Origin of the sequence: Micromonospora zingiberis (assembly GCF_004331455.1) — a bacterium.
Taxonomy (GTDB): domain Bacteria; phylum Actinomycetota; class Actinomycetes; order Mycobacteriales; family Micromonosporaceae; genus Micromonospora; species Micromonospora zingiberis.
The window spans coordinates 178,519-194,674 of record NZ_SJJR01000006.1; the positions used below are offsets into that span (position 1 = coordinate 178,519).

16 protein-coding genes are annotated in these 16,156 nt (G+C 70.8%); 5 read left to right on the top strand and 11 right to left on the bottom strand.

All coding sequences use genetic code 11. The annotated features are described in order from the left end of the window. Position 1: 1 nt before the first annotated feature. Positions 2–1,543, bottom strand: a complete 1,542-nt coding sequence (locus tag E0H26_RS11870; RefSeq protein ID WP_131303653.1) for a DNA-3-methyladenine glycosylase 2 family protein — start codon at positions 1,541–1,543, stop codon at positions 2–4. A 295-nt stretch (positions 1,544–1,838) separates the two neighbouring features. On the opposite strand from E0H26_RS11870, the gene E0H26_RS11875 reads away from it, so the two are divergent. From E0H26_RS11875 to E0H26_RS11885, 3 genes are all read left to right on the top strand, one after another. Continuing rightward, a complete protein-coding gene (locus E0H26_RS11875) occupies positions 1,839–2,324 on the top strand; it encodes a hypothetical protein (protein WP_131303654.1) in 486 nt (161 codons plus the stop codon). Between the two features lie 219 nt (positions 2,325–2,543). Continuing rightward, positions 2,544–3,629 carry a redox-regulated ATPase YchF gene (ychF, locus tag E0H26_RS11880; protein WP_131303655.1) on the top strand — a complete coding sequence of 362 codons (1,086 nt, stop codon included), beginning with the start codon at positions 2,544–2,546 and terminating at the stop codon, positions 3,627–3,629. Positions 3,630–3,696: 67 nt separating this feature from the next. Continuing rightward, positions 3,697–4,212: an SRPBCC family protein gene (locus E0H26_RS11885; RefSeq protein WP_131303656.1), complete on the top strand. Its 516-nt coding sequence runs from the start codon at positions 3,697–3,699 to the stop codon at positions 4,210–4,212. A 41-nt stretch (positions 4,213–4,253) separates the two neighbouring features. Here E0H26_RS11885 and E0H26_RS11890 read toward each other — a convergent pair whose 3' ends face one another. Continuing rightward, positions 4,254–4,973, bottom strand: coding sequence for a SanA/YdcF family protein (locus E0H26_RS11890; RefSeq protein WP_165521821.1), 720 nt, complete (start codon positions 4,971–4,973; stop codon positions 4,254–4,256). 153 nt (positions 4,974–5,126) lie between these two features. Between E0H26_RS11890 and E0H26_RS11895 the strand changes: the two genes are divergently transcribed. Next, complete coding sequence (locus tag E0H26_RS11895; protein WP_131303657.1) at positions 5,127–5,597, top strand: hemerythrin domain-containing protein; 471 nt, start codon at positions 5,127–5,129, stop codon at positions 5,595–5,597. A 119-nt stretch (positions 5,598–5,716) separates the two neighbouring features. Here E0H26_RS11895 and E0H26_RS11900 read toward each other — a convergent pair whose 3' ends face one another. From E0H26_RS11900 to E0H26_RS11915, 3 genes are all read right to left on the bottom strand, one after another. Further along, positions 5,717–6,451, bottom strand: a complete 735-nt coding sequence (locus E0H26_RS11900; protein WP_131303658.1) for a class I SAM-dependent methyltransferase — start codon at positions 6,449–6,451, stop codon at positions 5,717–5,719. Positions 6,452–6,820: 369 nt separating this feature from the next. Beyond that, positions 6,821–7,183 carry a PH domain-containing protein gene (locus E0H26_RS11910; RefSeq protein ID WP_013735804.1) on the bottom strand — a complete coding sequence of 121 codons (363 nt, stop codon included), beginning with the start codon at positions 7,181–7,183 and terminating at the stop codon, positions 6,821–6,823. A gap of 138 nt (positions 7,184–7,321) precedes the next feature. After that, a complete protein-coding gene (locus tag E0H26_RS11915) occupies positions 7,322–7,627 on the bottom strand; it encodes a pterin dehydratase (RefSeq protein WP_131303659.1) in 306 nt (101 codons plus the stop codon). A gap of 182 nt (positions 7,628–7,809) precedes the next feature. Between E0H26_RS11915 and E0H26_RS11920 the strand changes: the two genes are divergently transcribed. After that, positions 7,810–8,247: a (deoxy)nucleoside triphosphate pyrophosphohydrolase gene (locus E0H26_RS11920; RefSeq protein ID WP_131303660.1), complete on the top strand. Its 438-nt coding sequence runs from the start codon at positions 7,810–7,812 to the stop codon at positions 8,245–8,247. A gap of 339 nt (positions 8,248–8,586) precedes the next feature. On the opposite strand, the gene E0H26_RS11925 is transcribed toward E0H26_RS11920, so the two are convergent. The 6 genes from E0H26_RS11925 to E0H26_RS11950 all read right to left on the bottom strand — a co-directional run bounded on the left by E0H26_RS11925 (position 8,587) and on the right by E0H26_RS11950 (position 16,153). After that, the gene (locus E0H26_RS11925; RefSeq protein ID WP_131303661.1) at positions 8,587–9,654 is read right to left on the bottom strand and encodes a succinate dehydrogenase/fumarate reductase iron-sulfur subunit; all 1,068 of its coding nucleotides are present in this window, start codon (positions 9,652–9,654) and stop codon (positions 8,587–8,589) included. A 4-nt stretch (positions 9,655–9,658) separates the two neighbouring features. After that, positions 9,659–11,611: a fumarate reductase/succinate dehydrogenase flavoprotein subunit gene (locus E0H26_RS11930; RefSeq protein ID WP_131303662.1), complete on the bottom strand. Its 1,953-nt coding sequence runs from the start codon at positions 11,609–11,611 to the stop codon at positions 9,659–9,661. Positions 11,612–11,622: 11 nt separating this feature from the next. Further along, the gene (locus E0H26_RS11935) at positions 11,623–12,429 is read right to left on the bottom strand and encodes a hypothetical protein (protein WP_131303663.1); all 807 of its coding nucleotides are present in this window, start codon (positions 12,427–12,429) and stop codon (positions 11,623–11,625) included. A 270-nt stretch (positions 12,430–12,699) separates the two neighbouring features. After that, complete coding sequence (locus E0H26_RS11940) at positions 12,700–14,139, bottom strand: TldD/PmbA family protein (RefSeq protein WP_131303664.1); 1,440 nt, start codon at positions 14,137–14,139, stop codon at positions 12,700–12,702. Further along, positions 14,136–15,572, bottom strand: a complete 1,437-nt coding sequence (locus E0H26_RS11945) for a TldD/PmbA family protein (RefSeq protein WP_131303665.1) — start codon at positions 15,570–15,572, stop codon at positions 14,136–14,138. The genes E0H26_RS11940 and E0H26_RS11945 overlap by 4 nt, the downstream gene beginning before the upstream one ends. Positions 15,573–15,604: 32 nt before the next feature. Beyond that, complete coding sequence (locus E0H26_RS11950; protein ID WP_131303666.1) at positions 15,605–16,153, bottom strand: Uma2 family endonuclease; 549 nt, start codon at positions 16,151–16,153, stop codon at positions 15,605–15,607. Positions 16,154–16,156: the final 3 nt, after the last annotated feature.

Consider the following 16,156-nt stretch of genomic DNA (forward strand, 5'->3'; position numbering starts at 1 on the left):
TTCACGCTGCTCTCCACAGTCGGATCACCGCGTACGAGCGCCAGGGGCGCCAGCCGGCGGCGTACTCGTCGAGGGTCTTCGGGGTGTCGGGCAGCCCGAGGGCGGCGGCACCCCGGCGGACCGCCAGGTCGGTGGCGAGGAAGACGTCCGGGTCGCCGAGCGCCCGCATCGCCAGGTAACCCGCCGTCCACGGGCCGATCCCGGGGATCGCGGCCAACTGTCGCGTGGTCTCCGCGCGGTCTCCACCCGGTGCCAGGTCGAGCCCACCGTCGGCGACCGCCCGGGCCACCCGCCGGATCGTCTCCCGCCGCCCCACCGGCATCCGAAACCCCGAATCCGGCACCCGCAACACCTCCTCCGCCCCCACAAACCCCCGCAACCCCCGCAACCCCCGCAACCCCCCACCCCCCTCCGCACCGTCCTCCACGCCGTCCTCGGCGCCGTTGATCAAGAGGTTTGCGTCACCGGGGGCGGCGTTTCCGACGGAAACCTCTTGATCAACAGGGGTGGGTGGCGGGATCGAGGCGAGCAGGTGGGTGAGGGTGGTGCGGGCGGAGGCCAGCGAGACCTGCTGGGTGGCGATGGCGCGGACGGCCAGCTCGAAGCCGTCCACCGCGTGCGGCACGCGTACCCCGGGCTCGGCGGCCACGGCGGCGGCCAGCGCCGGATCGGCGCCGAGTGTCTGGTCCACGGCGACCGGATCCGCGTCGAGGTCGAACAGGTGCCGGCAGCGGGCCACGGCGGGCGCCAGATCGCGCAGGTCGGTCAGGCGCAGCACCGCGGTCACCTGCCCGTCGGCCGGGGTGAGGGCGACCTGCGCGGTGCCGTGCGGCAACCGCAACCCCCGGCGGTACGTGCCGTCGCGTACCTCGTCCACCCCGGGCAGGGTGCGCCGGGCGAGGAAGTCGAGCAGCGCGGCGGCGTGCAACGGTGGACGGTACGCCAACCGGAGAGTGATCGTGCCCGCCCCACCGGTCGCCGGCCGGCGACCGGCGCGAAGCTGCGACGGGGGTACCCCGTACACCTCTCGGATCGTGTCGTTGAACTGTCGGACGCTGCCGAATCCGGCGGCGAAGGCGACCTCCGCCAGACCCAGTTCGGTGCTCTCGATCAGCGTACGGGCGGTCTGGGCGCGCTGCGCGCGGGCCAGCGCCAGCGGCCCGGCGCCGAGTTCGGCCCGGAGCATCCGGTGCAGATGCCGTTCGGTGTACCCGAGGCGGGTGGCCAGCCCAGGTACGCCGGCCCGGTCCACCACCCCGTCGGCGATCAGCCGCATCGCCCGGCCCACCACGTCGGCGCGTACGTCCCACTCGGGCGAACCGGGGGAGACGTCCGGACGGCAGCGTCGACAGGCGCGCAACCCGGCGCCCTGAGCCGCCGCCGCGGACGCAAAGAACCGGACGTTCTGCCGCTTCGGCGTCATCGCCGGGCAAGACGGCCGACAGTAGATCCCGGTCGACGTCACACCCGTGTAGAACCACCCGTCAAACCGCTGGTCCCGGCTGTCCACCGCCCGATAACACCGCTCGAAGTCCAGTTCCACACCCCGATCATCCGCCCACCCACCAGCCCTCTGCTGGCGGAATTCGGACCCGAGCCCGCCCCCCCGCCCCCCGCCCGCGCCCCGCCCCGCGCCGATCATGGAGTTCTTGTCTCCCTAAAACGGGTGTAAGCGGACCAATCGGCGACCGCAACTCCATGATCGACGACGCGGTGCGTGGGCCCCGGCGCGGCGCGGCGCGGTGGGCCGGGGGCGCGGGGTGTGTGGGAGGGGGTCGGGAAAGTGTCGGTTGTGGTCGGTAGCGTGCGCGCCAACCAACTCAAGAAGGGGCGCGGCGATGGGGAGCGTGGCGGGTCGGGCGGCGGAATCGAGACAGGGGCACCCGCCGCTGGACGAAGCCGTGGTCCAACGCTTCTACGACCGGATGCGCGCGGTCGCGCCGGCAGCGGTCGGCGCCATCGAGCGGGACCGCGTTGGCGACCCGGGCCGGGCCTTCGCCGACACCGCCTGCGGCCGGCTGCTGCGCTCGCTCGACGACGACGGTGTGCGGGCCTTGGGCATGTGGGTGCACCACTGGTGCATGCGCTTCTACGACGACGACACCCGAGCCGCCCTGCGCCTGCTCCGGGCCATCGCCGGCCGGCCGTCACTCGGCTGGACGGCCGACGAGGTCCACTGGATGATCGGCGAGTCGCACCAGGCAAGCGTCGCGGCCGCCGCACGGTTCACCCTGCCGTTGACCGCCGCCGCCGAACTGGCCCCGGGCGTGCTCTGCGTCGACGCGGTGCTGCCCCGCCAGGCTCGCCCCACGCACGAAAGCTGATCCACCGCTGTCCTGCCAGGCTCGCCCCACCCACGAAAGCTGATCCACCGCTGTCCTGCCAGGCCCGCCCCACCCACGAAAGCTGATCCACCGCTGTCCTGCCAGGCTCGCCCCACGCACGAAAGCTGATCCACCCCTGTCCCGCCAGGCTCGCCCCGCCCACGGCAGCTGACCCACCGCTGCCCGGTGGCGCCGGGCTGCGGCGTAAGCTGGCTCGTCGTGAGTCTCACCATCGGCATCGTCGGCCTGCCCAACGTCGGCAAGAGCACCCTGTTCAACGCGCTGACCAAGAATGACGTGCTCGCGGCGAACTACCCGTTCGCCACGATCGAGCCCAACGTCGGTGTGGTCGGGCTGCCGGACGAGCGGCTGCACAAGCTCGCCGAGATCTTCGCCTCGCAGAAGGTGATCCCCGCCCCGGTGTCGTTCGTCGACATCGCCGGGCTGGTCCGCGGTGCCTCCAAGGGGCAGGGGCGCGGCAACGCCTTCCTGGCGAACATCCGTGACGCCTCGGCGATCTGCCAGGTGGTGCGGGCCTTCTCCGACCCCAACGTGGTGCACGTCGACGGCAAGGTCTCCCCGGCCGACGACATCGAGACGATCAACACCGAGCTGATCCTCGCCGACCTTCAGACCCTGGAGAAGGCGCTGCCCCGGCTGGAGAAGGAAGCCAAGCTCCGCAAGGACCGGGCCGCGGCGGTGGAGGCCGCGCGCAAGGCGGCCAGCGTCCTGGACGGCGGCACCACGCTGTACGCGGGCGCGGCGGCGGCCGGCATCGAGCTGGAGCACCTGCGTGAGCTGCACCTGCTCACCACCAAGCCGTTCCTGTACGTCTTCAACGTCGACGAGGCCGAACTCAACAACGCCGAGTTCCTCGCCGAGTTGCGGGCGCTGGTGGCCCCGGCCGAAGCGGTCTTCATGGACGCCAAGATCGAATCAGAGCTGGTGGACCTGCCCGAGGAGGAGGCCCGCGAACTGCTGGAGTCGATCGGCCAGTCCGAGCCGGGCCTGAACCAGTTGGTCCGGGTCGGCTTCCGTACGCTCGGACTCCAGACGTACCTCACCGCCGGGCCCAAGGAGGCGCGGGCCTGGACGGTCCCGATCGGCGCGACCGCCCCGGAGGCCGCCGGGGTGATCCACTCCGACTTCCAGCGCGGCTTCATCAAGGCCGAGGTCGTCTCGTATCACGACCTGGTAGAGGCCGGTGCGATGGCGTCGGCGAAGGCGGCGGGCAAGGTCCGCATCGAGGGCAAGGAGTACGTCATGCAGGACGGCGACGTGGTGGAGTTCCGCTTCAACGTCTGAGCCGGCCGGTTCGCCCTGCGACGAGTGCGGTGCGCTTGCGGTGCGACCGGGGGCCTACGGTGGCGGCATGCCGCGCATCGAGCTGACGACGGACGTGCAGGCAACGCCGGAAACCGTCTTCGACGCCTGCCTCGACGTCGATCTGCACACCGAGTCCATGGGGGCCAGCGCCGAGCGGGCGATCGGCGGCGTGACGACCGGCCGGCTGACGGCCGGCGATGCGGTCACGTGGCAGGCCCGGCACTTCGGCCTGCCCTGGCGGATGACCGTGCGGATCACCGATTACCGGCGGCCGTACGGCTTCACGGACGAGCAGGTCAGCGGCCCGTTCGGTCGATGGCGCCACGAGCACCGCTTCACGCCGAGCCCGGTCGACTCCTCGGCGACCGTCATGCGGGACGTCATCGAGTTCACCGCGCCGTTGGGACCGGTCGGCGGTGTGGTGGCCAGCGTGCTCCTGCGGCCGTACCTGCAACGCCTCATCGCCCGCCGCAACGCCCATCTCGCGGCCACCCTGGCCGGGCTTGCTCGCGCGGCGGATGAGGAACCGGGCGTGGAGGGAGCCGGTGACGCCGGGGCGTAGTCCCGACAGAAGCCCGATGAGATGGCGCGTCGGGGGACGGGTCAGCCGGTGCGAAGGGCGTCGTGCACGCCGGTCTCGCGCGGGCCGAGGTGCACCGGGTCGCGGCCGGACAGCACGTCCAGCGCCGCCTTCACGCCGGCGCCGTACTCCCTGGCGGCGGCGAACTGCCAGGTCCGGCCGTACTCGCGAGCGGTTTCGTCACCCACGCCGACGGCGTCCACGCCGACGTGCCGGCACACCGTGACCGCGCGGGCCAGGTGGAACTGCTGGGTCACCAGCGTCGCCCGGTCCACCCCGAAGATCCGCTTGGCCCGGGCGCACGAGTCGTACGTGTCGAAGCCGGCGTAGTCCAACACCACCTTGTCGGCCGGTACCCCGTGCTCGATCAGCCAGCGCTGCATCGCTTCCGGCTCGTTGTACTCCTGGCGCATGTTGTCGCCGGAAACCAGGATCGCCTGGACCTTGCCGGTGGCGTACAACTCGCGGGCGATCTCCAGGCGGGCGGTGAGGAACGGCGCCGGGGTGCCGTCCGGCTGGACCCGGGTGCCCAACACCAGGGCCACCGGGGTGTCGGGGACCAGTTGCGCCGTGTGCATCCGCCCTTCGGCGCCGGAGCGGATCCAGCTCACGCTGCCCCAGCTGGCGGCGACCAGCAGCACCGCGCCGACCGCACCCGCCACCGCTGCCCGGCGCCACCAGCGGCCCCGACCGTTCTTCCTGATCTGACGCAGTCTGGCCAGCGCGGCGGCTCGAATCGGCATGTGGATCAGTATCCCAGGCGGCACCAAGCCGGCCGCTGGCCGAGCGTGGTACCTTCCGCCTCAGCGTCGCGTGCCGGTGGCAGGCCGTGTCAGGCATGGAGGCGCCGGGCTGAAGGATGTCGATGATGATCGTCGTACCTTCGTCTCTCACCTGTGGGTGAGGGCGAGAAGACCAGGCTGGTGGCCTGGAGCCATGAGTTACGCCGCGTGCACGACCGGCTGCGCGACGCACTGACCCTGACCCGGGATGCCCTGGCCGTAGGCGTACCGGCAGAGCCGGCAACCCGCGATCTGCTGCTGTTCTGCCACGGGTTCTGCGCCGCCCTGACCGCCCATCACGAGGGCGAGGACCGTGACCTGTTTCCCGCGATCGCCGAGCAGCACCCGGACCTGCGGGACACGCTGTACCAGCTGCGGCAGGACCACTCGATGATCGCGCACCTGTTGGCCGGGCTGCAGGCCGCCGTGCTGCGGGCCGCGCCGCCCGTCGAGTTGAATCGGCACCTGGAGGGCCTGGCGGCCATCATGGAGTCACACTTCAGGTACGAGGAACGACAACTCCTGACCGTGCTGGAAACCCTGGCGCTGGAGGCCGAACCCGACGCCGTGCTGGGGCCTTTGTGACCGATGGTCAAGCGCTCGTCGGCTGCCAGCCGCGACGATCGGCGTCTCGGCGATCTCCGGTCCCGGCTCCGGGCAGGCGTCGGGCCGGGCGGGATGCCGGACCCGGCGCCCTACTCGGATCAGCCGAGCCGGTAGACGGAGATGTGCGAGGTACTGTCCGGGCCGAACCGGGTGCGGTCCCAGTCGGCGTACCGTTCGGCCAGGTGGAACCCGGCCTGCCCGGCCATCTCGTCGATCTGCTCGGGCCACATGTACCGCATCGCGAACGGGTGCAGGTGCACCCCGCCAGCGTCGAAGGTGACGGTCTGCCGGACGAACGTCTGAGCCGCCCGGTCGTAACGGTGCAGTCGGATGGTGGCCGAGTCCTCGGTCACCTCCCGCATCTGGACCTGTTCGTCCCGGTCGATGCCCGCCGGGTCCGGCACGTACGTCTCGATGACGAACGCCCCGCCGGGCGCCAGCACCCGCGCGACGTTACGGAAGCAGTCCGCCTGCCGCTGCTCGCGGACCAGGTTGAACAGCGTGTTGAAGACCAGGTACACCACGCCGTACGGGCCGGTCACCGGCACGTCCGCCATGTCGCCGATGGCCACCGGGAGGTCCTCGCCGCCGGGCTTGGCGCGCAGCTTCGCGACCATCTCCGGTGACGCCTCCACCCCCTCGACGGTGACGCCACGCGCGGCGAGCGGCAGGGCGACCCGCCCGGTGCCGATGGCCAACTCCAACACCCGGCCGCCGCCGCCCAGATCGGCGAGGAACTCCACCGCCAGCGCCGGGTCGGGCAGCCCGCCCGGCAGGTCGTAGGTGTCGGCCCAGAGTCGGCCGAAGTGCCCCGGATCATCGAAGACCGACATCAGCGGCCCCCGTCGGTACTACCAGCGCCGCGCGGCGCCCGGTCCGTTGTTTTCCACGTACGCACAAAGCCTCGATTCGAAGGAGTCGACGGTGATTGCTCGCTGGCCCTGCCTCGCGTGCCTCATGTCGTTGCTCCTTCCGTTCGGCTACCCGCCCAGCCAATCGGCATCAGGGCACCCCGGCAACACTTTTTCCGCGCGGCCTACCGCTCACGTCCGGCGTGCACAGCGTGATCGACCGCGGTTACCTCGGGCTGGATCCTAGGTACCGGCTTGTCGTGAGCCCGCGACTGTTTCGGGCGCGGGCTGAGGCTGCGCGGGCTGCCCTGGGCGCGCTGGCGCGGGCTGTTCCGGGCCGGCTGGGGCTGGTCAGCTGATGTAGTGGAGGATCACGTTGTGTACGTGGTGGCTCTTCTGGTCGCCCCGGAACTCCACCTCGTAGGTGTGCGTGCCGACGTGGATGGCGATGGCGCCGGTGGAGAAGAACGAGCCGCCCCACGACTTGTTGCTGACCACGCTGACGCTGGTGATCTTCGAGTACGGGATGCTGGTGATCGCGTACCGCTTGCCGATGAAGGAGCGGTCCTGAATGATCACGCGCCGGTCGGTCAGCCCGATGAACCCGGTGCCGGTGCCGACGGCGTCGTAGACGGCGATGATCTGTTCTCCGTCGAGCAGGCCGCTCTGGATCTGCTGGAACTGCTCTTTACGGTCGTACGTCGGGTTCGCCATGCGCCACAGGGTAGGAGGCCGCTGCCACCCGCAGCGGGCGCCCGCTGTTCCGCCGGTATGGCGGGGTCGGGGTGCCGGGGACAGCGCCGTTCCGGCGGAAGGGCCTCGCCGTTGACGTCGTGGTCCGCCCGCGCGGGGTCAGGACTCGGTCACCGCCCGGTACGCGTCCTCGATGCGGGCGGCCAGCAGGACCTCACCCTCGGACAGCGGGGTGTTGCCGTGGCCGACCCGGATCTGGGTGTGGTCGGCAAGCCGGCTGATCTCCGGCCGTAGGTGAAGCGCGTCGGCGACCACCTTGACCCGTTCGGTCAACGCGGCGTGCTGGGTGTCGTCGATGACTAGCGTGCGCCGGATCTGTTCGCCCTCACGAGTCCAACCGTTCAGTAGGGTGAGAGCGTCGCTGAGGTAGTCGTGCTTCGCTCGACCGCCGAACAGCGCACGCATCACCGCACCTCCCAGGCTTCGTTGCCGGCTTGTGGCCAAATCGTCGCCGCCCCGTGTCTTGTCGGTGCCTCTAGTCTTACGTCGCACGGATGGTGTGTCCACGCCCACACTTCTGGGTATTCCTGGCCTGATGGCCGACCAAGCTACCCAAACCGCCGATTGATCTGGCACGCTGGACGCCCGTGCGGACCGAACGGGCGAATGGCGGCGGACAGGCCGCTAAGCGGGACCCGAAGGTGATCGTTGGGGCGGCAATCATCGAGGGTGGCCGGGTGCTGGCCTGTGCCCGCTCTGCGCCACCCGAGGTGGCGGGCATGTGGGAGTTTCCCGGCGGCAAGGTCGAGCCGGGGGAGAGCGAGACGGCGGCGCTGGCCCGCGAATGCGCCGAGGAACTCGCCGTACGCGTGGAAATCGGCGAGCGGGTCGGCCGCAACGTCCGGATGGCGCACGGCCGGTCGGTGCTCAAGGTGTACGCGGCCCGCCTGCTGCACGGTGACCGCCCGCAGGCGCTGGAACACCGGGCCCTGCGCTGGCTCTCCGCCGCCGAACTGGACTCCGTCACCTGGCTCCCCGCCGACGCCCCCATCGTCGCCGCCCTCCGCCCCCTCCTAACCCCCTAACCCCACCCCCCACCCCCCCACCCCCCACCCCCCACTGTCCCGCACCACACCCCTCCGCCGGCCCGCCTATCCCGCGTTGATCAAGAGGTTTGCGTCTACACGCCCCCCACCCCCGACGCAAACTTCTTGATCAACCCACTCGGGCGAAGCTGGGCGGGGCGCGGCCCGGTGGTTGGTGTTGATCAAGAGGTTTGCGTCGGGGGGAGGGGTGCTCTCCGACGCAAATCTCTTGATCAACGCGGCTCGGGCGGCGGGCGGGTGGGCGGTGGGCGGTGGGTGGGAGGGGGAATGGGGGAGGGGGCTGTGGCGTGTGCCGCAGCCCCCTCCTCTATTGGGTGGTTAGTGCTTTTCGTCTTGTTCGGGGTGGGCGAAGTTGAGGTGCTCGGGAGGGAGCGGGAAGGTCACGTCGTCGCCGAAGGGGGAGGGGGCGGCGGCGCGGTCGAAGGTGAGCTCCGTCAGGGGGAGCTTGCCGCTGGCGTCGACGGCCGGGGCGGTCGGCTTCGGCACCTCGCGGTGCCAGTTGACGCCCTGCTGGGCCTGCACTTCGGCGGCGGTGTCGTGCGAGCCGCCCGCGTGCGAGTGCACACCGTGGGCCGTGGCGCTGGAGCGCACGGCGCCCGGGGAGTGTTCGCTGGTCACGCTGGTCTGAGGCACCTGACCCCTCCGGAAGATCTTGCTACCGAGCCATACGAGTGGATCGTACCTGCGGTCGACGACCCGCTCCTTCATGGGGATGATCCCATTGTCAGTGATCTTGATGTGCTCGGGGCAGACCTCGGTGCAGCACTTGGTGATGTTGCAGAAGCCCAGGCCCTGTTCCGACTGCGCGTACTCCTTGCGGTCGGTCTTGGCGTCCAGCGGGTGCATGTCCAGCTCGGCGGCCCGGATGAAGTAGCGCGGCCCGGAGAACGCCTGCTTGTTCTCGTCGTGGTCGCGGACCACGTGACAGACGGTCTGGCACAGGAAGCACTCGATGCACTTGCGGAACTCCTGTGAGCGCTCCACGTCGACCTGCTGCATCCGGTAGTCGCCGGGGGCCAGGTCGGCCGGGGGAGCGAAGGCGGGCGTCTCCCGCGCCTTCTCGTAGTTGAACGAGACGTCGGTGACCAGGTCGCGGATCACCGGGAAGGTGCGCAGCGGGGTCACCGTGACCGTCTCGTTCTCCTCGAACGTCGACATCCGGGTCATGCAGCCGAGCTTGGGCATCCCGTTGATCTCCATGGAACAGGAGCCACACTTGCCCGCCTTGCAGTTCCACCGGCAGGCCAGGTCCGGCGCGTCGGTGGCCTGCAACCGGTGGATGACGTCGAGGACCACCTCGCCCTCGTTCACCTCGACGGAGTAGTCCTGGAGGTCGCCACCGTCGGCGTCACCCCGCCAGATCCGGAACGTACGCTTCGTGCCCATACCCTCAGCTCTCCTTTCCGGCGGCGTCGGCGGCGGCGAGGGCGTCGAACTCGGCGAGTTCCTCGTCGGTGAGGTACTTGGCCAGCTCGGCGCGGTCGAACAGGCCGATCAGTTCGGTGCGCATCTTCGGCAGCGGCTTGCGGTCCAGCCGGACGGTGTCGCCGTCGAGCGAGCAGACCAGGTTGACCCGCCGCCACTGCGGATCCATGGTGGGGTGGTCCTCGCGGGTGTGGCCGCCGCGCGACTCGCGGCGCTCCAGCGCCGCCTTGGCGGTGCACTCGGAGACGACCAGCATGTTGCGCAGGTCCAGTGCCAGGTGCCAGCCCGGGTTGTAGCGCCGGCCACCGGCCGCGCTGACCTTCGCCACCCGCTCGCGCAGCTCGGCCAGGCGGACCAGCGCGTCCGCCAGCTCGGCCTCGCGTCGGATGATGCCGACCAGGTCGCCCATCACCGCCTGGAGATCCTGCTGAAGGGTGTACGGGTTCTCGCCGGTGTCCCGCTGCAACGGAGCCAGGGCGGTCTCCACCGCGGTCTCCACGGCGCTCACCTCCACCCGGGGGCGGCCGGCGAGCTGGTCGACGTAGCTGGCCGCGTGCCCGCCCGCCCGCTTGCCGAAGACCAGCAGGTCGGACAGCGAGTTGCCGCCGAGGCGGTTGGAGCCGTGCATGCCGCCGGAGACCTCACCGGCGGCGAACAGGCCGCGCACCGAGCCGTACGCGGCACCGCTGTCCGGGTCGACCTCGACGCCACCCATCACGTAGTGGCAGGTGGGGCCGACCTCCATCGGCTCCTTGGTGATGTCGACGTCGGCCAGTCCCTTGAACTGGTGGTGCATCGACGGCAGGCGGCGACGGATCTCCTCGGCCGGCAACCGGGAGGCGATGTCCAGGTAGACGCCGCCGGCCGGCGTACCCCGGCCCGCCTTGACCTCGCTGTTGATCGCGCGGGCGACCTCGTCGCGGGGCAGCAGCTCCGGTGGGCGCCGGTTGTTGTCCGGGTCGGTGTACCAGCGGTCCGCCTCCTCGGGCGTCTCCGCGTACTGCTTGCGGAAGACGTCGGGGACGTAGTCGAACATGAACCGCTTGCCTTCGGAGTTCTTCAGGATGCCACCGTCACCGCGTACCGACTCGGTGACCAGGATGCCCTTGACCGAGGGCGGCCAGACCATGCCGGTGGGGTGGAACTGGAGGAACTCCATGTTGATCAGGGTCGCCCCGGCGCGCAGCGCCAGCGCGTGCCCGTCCCCGGTGTACTCCCAGGAGTTCGAGGTGACCTTGTAGGAGCGGCCGACGCCGCCGGTCGCCAGCACCACGGCCGGCGCCTCGAAGAGGATGAACTCGCCGGACTCGCGGTAGTAGCCGAACGCGCCTGCCACCCGGTCGCCGTCGAGCAGCAGCTCGGTGATGGTGGTCTCGGAGAAGACCTTGATCCGGGCGTCGTACGAGCCGTGGTCGCGCTGGTCCTCTTGCTGCAACGAGACGATCTTCTGCTGGAGGGTGCGGATCAGCTCCAGCCCGGTCCGGTCGCCGACGTGGGCCAGTCGGGGGTACTCGTGGCCGCCGAAGTTGCGCTGCGAGATCTTGCCGTCCTTCGTACGGTCGAACAGCGCGCCGTACGTCTCCAGCTCCCAGATCCGCTGCGGCGACTCCTTCGCGTGCAGCTCGGCCATCCGGAAGTTGTTGAGGAACTTGCCGCCGCGCATGGTGTCGCGGAAGTGCACCTGCCAGTTGTCCCGGCTGTTCACGTTCCCCATGGCCGCAGCGGCGCCGCCCTCGGCCATCACCGTGTGCGCCTTGCCGAACAGCGACTTGGAGATGATGGCGGTCTTCTTGCCGGCCAGCCGTGCCTCGATCGCCGCGCGCAGGCCGGCGCCGCCGGCCCCGATCACGACGACGTCGTAGTGGTGTCGTTCGATGCGCGTGGTGGCGCTCGTGTCGCGGTGAGAATCGGTAGTCATGTCAGGGGCCCTCAGTTGATGAACCGCAGGTCGGAGATCCACCCGGCGGCGACCGACATGACGTAGAAGTCGGTCAGCGCCAACGTGCCGAGGGTGATCCAGGCGAGCTGCATGTGCCGGACGTTCAGCCAGGAGACGAAGCCCCAGGCCCGGTACCGGACCGGATGCTTGGAGAAGTGCTTCAGTCGCCCACCGATGATGTGCCGGCAGGAGTGACAGGAGATCGTGTACGCCCAGAGCATCACCACGTTGCCGACCAGGATCAGGTTGCCCAGGCCGAACCCGAAGCCCTCGGGGCTGCGGAAGGCCGCGATGGCGTCCCAGGTGTTGATCAGCGAGATGATCGCGGCGAAGTAGAAGAAGTACCGGTGCGAGTTCTGCACGATCAGCGGGAACCGGGTCTCGCCGCCGTAGGAGGCGTGACCGTCCGGCACCGCGCAGGCCGGCGGGGAGAGCCAGAACGACCGGTAGTACGCCTTGCGGTAGTAGTAGCAGGTCAGCCGGAACAGCAGCAGGAACGGCAGGGTGAACGCGGCGTCCGGGATGATCCACCAGCCGGGCAGGTACTGCCCGAAGTGCGACGCCTCCGCGATGCACCGGTCGGTCACGCACGGCGAGTAGAACGGGGTGAGGTAGTGGAACTCCTCGACCCAGTAGTAGTCGTGCATGAAGACCCGGACCGTCGCGTACGTGATCCACGCACCGAGCCCGATGACGGTGATCAGCGGGGCAAGCCACCAACGGTCCGTACGCAACGTCTTGGCCGCGATGGCGGCGCGTGCCCGCGCCCCCCGCGGTCTCGTTGCCGATGATGTCATTCGCGTCGTCTCCCTGACGGGGCCCTCTCACGGGCGGCGGAACACTTTCCGGTCGGCACGCGGACCGGCGATGCCGACCCCGCTTGCCACGTCATGCGCACACCAACGACCGCACCGGGCGTACCGGAGCAGCTAAGTGACACACGTTACGCCGATCTAGGCGGGCCGTCCGCGCAAGGCAGTGTCCCGTGTGTCCCGCCCTTTGGAAACCCTCTCGCCATGATCAATATGCGAGCGTCCGAAAAAGATCGACCAGCGGCGGATGACTGGTCAGCCGGACGCCCCGCCGGTGAAGTTCCAGGAAGCCAGCCGCAACGCCGGCGCCTCCCACCAGACACCGTCCCAGCGGTTCGGCTGGCGGGCCGTACGCCGACCCAGCTCCAACACCGCGCCGGGCCCGAGCGCTCGCGGGTACGACTCGGTGAACCGCAGGTCGCGGACCGCGCGGGTGACCTGGCCGTCCTCGACCAACCACACCCCGTTGCGGGTCAGGCCCGTGATCACCAGACTCTTCGGGTCGAGCACCCGGGTGTACCACAGGTCGCTGACCAGCAGTCCGCGCGGCATCCGGGACACCAGGGCGGCGGTGTCCGCGTCGGGCACCGCGCCGGCCAGCGGCTCGGCGAGCCCGGCCACCGCTGCGGTGCCGCCCGCCGGCCCGGCCGTGCCGACCTCGCCGCCGCCCGACGTGCCCGTGGCCCGGGCCGGCGCCAGGCGCAGGTTGCGCGGGATCGGACCGAAGGTGCTGCTGCCGGTCCAGGCGTGACCGGTGGACTCGCCGCCCACCTCGGCGGCGCTGCGCCGGTCGTGCACCACCGCGCCGATGGTGCCGGCGTCCACCAGGGTCAGTGCGCGGGTCGGTGTGCCCTCCAGGTCGAACGGCAGCCCGGCGGCGCGGAGGGGATCGTCGACCAGGGTCACCGCCGGGTCGAGCTGGGCCACGCCGGGCTCGGCGAAGGACTGCCCCTCGGCGTACCGCTTGCCGTTGAAGCCGTACCAGGCCAGGTTCTCCAGCAGGTCGGCCACGGCGGCGGGTTCCAGCACCACCGGGTACCGCCCGGGTGGCAGCTCCACCGGATCGGTCCCGGCCCGGGCCTTCGCGGCCGCCCGTCGCCCCAGCTCGGCGCCGTCCAGATCGGCCAACCGGTCCGCACAGTCGCGGGCGGTGCCGTCGGCGCCGCCGGCCCGGGCTATCCCGTCCATCGCCGCCTCGACGGTGCGGCCCTGCACGGTGTGTCCGGCCGAGTTCGCGAACGCCGCCGCGCGGACCGCCGTACGGCAGTAGCCGGCGGTTTCCAGGCCGCCGGCCGCGTCGACGAACGCCCGGACCAGGGCGGCCCGGTCGGCCGGCCCGGCCTGTGCCGTGGCCGCATCCCACTGCGGCGAGGGCAGCACCGCGGTGGGTGGGGTGAGCCCTGGCCAGGCCGGATCGCGTGGCGCGAACCGCGCCGCCGCCAGCACCCGCTCCACCAGCGTACGCAGTCCGTCGGGGGTGACCGTGGTGCCGCTACCGGCGGCGGTACGCCCGTCCAGGTGCATCCGCAGCCGGACCTCCACGGCGGACTCCGCGACGTTCTGGTGGATCGCCGAGTTGGCGAACCGGGTCAACGCCAGCTCCGCCCGGCTCACCGTCACCTCGGCCTGCCCGCCCGGCCCGGCGAGCCGGGCGACCAACTGCATCACCTGACCGGCGAGGTCCAGCTCAGTCATGCCCGTACCCCCACTCGGACGTTGCGGAAGCGGGCCGGCGCGGCCGGGTGACCGGTGTGCCCGACCTGGCCGGGTTGGCCCTTGCCGCAGTTCGGGGTGCCCCACGGCACGATCTCCGAGGAGAGCATGTCCATCGAACGCCAGAACAGCGGGCCGATGCCGGTGTACGTCGGGTTGCGCAGCATCCGTCCGCGCCGGCCGTTGCGGATCTCCCAGCCGATCTCGCAACCGAACTGGAAGTTCAGTCGCTTGTCGTCGATGGACCAGGACCGGTTGACGTCCATCAGCACCCCCTCGTCCGTGGCGGCGACGATCTCCTCCAGCGTGTGCGGGCCCGGCTCCAGGCCGACGTTCGTCATCCGGACCATCGGCAGCCGCGCCCAACCGTCGGCGCGTACGCTGCCGCCGTAGTCGAGGCCGGCCATCGCCGCCGAGTCCCGCCCGGCCAGCACGCCGACCCACCGTCCGGCACGCACCGCGTCCCGCTTGACCGCCGGCGAGCCCTCGTCGTCGTAGCCGAAGCTGCCCAGCGCGCCGGGGATGGTCGGGTCGATGGTGATGTTCATCAGCTCGGAGCCGTAGTGCAGCGAGCCGAGCTGGGCGAGATCCAGCCACGAGGTGCCGGCGAAGGCGGCCTCCCAGCCGAGGATGCGGTCCAGCTCGATGGCGTGCCCGACCGACTCGTGGATCTGCAACGCCAACTGCTCGCCGCCGAGGATCAGGTCGGTCTCGCCGGCCGGGCAGAGCGGTGCGGTCAGCAGTTCCCGCGACTCCTCGGCGATCCGTGCCGCGTGCGCGACCAGGTCGAGGGAGTCGACCAGCTCCCAGCCGGTGGTGCCGTACTGGCCGCGGTAGCTCGGCCAGGAGCGGCGTTGCGTCTCACCGTCGCCGATGGAGGTGGCCGAGATGCCGCCGCCGCATTCGCGGATGTGCTGGTCGATCCGGTGGCCCTCGCTGGACACGAACCACTTCGCGGTGTCCCAGACCTGGTAGAGCCCCTCGGCGAGGTCGGCGCCATGGTCGGCCATCGTGCTGGTGGCGGCCACCAGCAGGTCGCCCTTGACGGCAAGGGAGACGCCGAGCGGATCCACCGTGCACGGAGACGACCAACTCGCGGTGCTCGGCGCGACCGGGACCAGCTCGACCCCCGGGCCCGGCACCAGGCCACTCGCGGCGGCGGTCCGCGCGGCCCGATGGCCGGCATCGCGGGCGGCGCGGTCGGACAACTCCGGTACGGCGTGGAAGCCCCAACTCGCCCCGACCAGGGCGCGTACGCCCAGCCCGACGCTCTCGTCCTGGGTCAGCGCCTCGACCTCGCCGTTGCGGGCCGACATCGACTCGTAGCGCCGGTGCATCACTCGGGCGTCGGCGTACCGGGCGCCCGCGTCCAGGGCGGCCTGCACCGCCGCACCGGCCACGTCGAACTCGCTCATGCGCCGACCCTAGGCGAGTCCACCGACAACCGTCAGGGGATGAGATCCTCCGGTCGGATGCTGGCCCGGACGGGCGACTCCAGCCGCAACGTCTCGCCCCGCTTGACGGACTGTTGCTCGACGTAGTGCCGGCCACGTCGCCGGTGCAGGCGCAGGGCGCCAGTCGTCTGCTCGACCAGCAGGTACCACTCGATGCCGGCGGCGGCGTAGTAGTGCATCTTGAGGACGTTGTCCGTGGCGGCGTTGCTCGGTGAAATGATCTCGCAGACGAGCAGCACGTCGCTCGCCTCGATGAACGGGGCGTCCAGGTTCACCGGTGCGGTGATCACCAGATCCGGCACCGGTACCCGTCCTGGCCGAAGCCGGACGTTCACCGCCTCCAGCAGCTCCAGTCCGATGGACTCGGCCGCGGTCTCCAGGATGTTGCCCAACTTGCGAGAGATCCGCTGGTGACGTGGGGTGGGGGCGGGTGTCACGTGCAGGCTACCGTCGAAGAGTTCGACTCGCTGGGAGGTCTCACCCAGGGCGAGGTACTCCTCCTCGGTCCACGGGCCCTCGTGGTCGAACACCGCCACGGTCATGGT

What these genes read in the sequence shown, in the direction of transcription:
- E0H26_RS11885 (WP_131303656.1), top strand. Translation starts at nt 3,697, where the DNA reads ATGCCGCGCATCGAGCTGACGACGGACGTGCAGGCAACGCCGGAAACC.
- E0H26_RS11945 (WP_131303665.1), bottom strand. Translation starts at nt 15,572, where the DNA reads ATGAGCGAGTTCGACGTGGCCGGTGCGGCGGTGCAGGCCGCCCTGGAC.
- E0H26_RS11925 (WP_131303661.1), bottom strand. Translation starts at nt 9,654, where the DNA reads ATGGGCACGAAGCGTACGTTCCGGATCTGGCGGGGTGACGCCGACGGT.
- E0H26_RS11930 (WP_131303662.1), bottom strand. Translation starts at nt 11,611, where the DNA reads ATGACTACCGATTCTCACCGCGACACGAGCGCCACCACGCGCATCGAA.
- E0H26_RS11935 (WP_131303663.1), bottom strand. Translation starts at nt 12,429, where the DNA reads ATGACATCATCGGCAACGAGACCGCGGGGGGCGCGGGCACGCGCCGCC.
- E0H26_RS11875 (WP_131303654.1), top strand. Translation starts at nt 1,839, where the DNA reads ATGGGGAGCGTGGCGGGTCGGGCGGCGGAATCGAGACAGGGGCACCCG.
- E0H26_RS11900 (WP_131303658.1), bottom strand. Translation starts at nt 6,451, where the DNA reads ATGTCGGTCTTCGATGATCCGGGGCACTTCGGCCGACTCTGGGCCGAC.
- E0H26_RS11915 (WP_131303659.1), bottom strand. Translation starts at nt 7,627, where the DNA reads ATGCGTGCGCTGTTCGGCGGTCGAGCGAAGCACGACTACCTCAGCGAC.
- E0H26_RS11950 (WP_131303666.1), bottom strand. Translation starts at nt 16,153, where the DNA reads ATGACCGTGGCGGTGTTCGACCACGAGGGCCCGTGGACCGAGGAGGAG.
- E0H26_RS11890 (WP_165521821.1), bottom strand. Translation starts at nt 4,973, where the DNA reads ATGCCGATTCGAGCCGCCGCGCTGGCCAGACTGCGTCAGATCAGGAAG.
- E0H26_RS11940 (WP_131303664.1), bottom strand. Translation starts at nt 14,139, where the DNA reads ATGACTGAGCTGGACCTCGCCGGTCAGGTGATGCAGTTGGTCGCCCGG.
- E0H26_RS11910 (WP_013735804.1), bottom strand. Translation starts at nt 7,183, where the DNA reads ATGGCGAACCCGACGTACGACCGTAAAGAGCAGTTCCAGCAGATCCAG.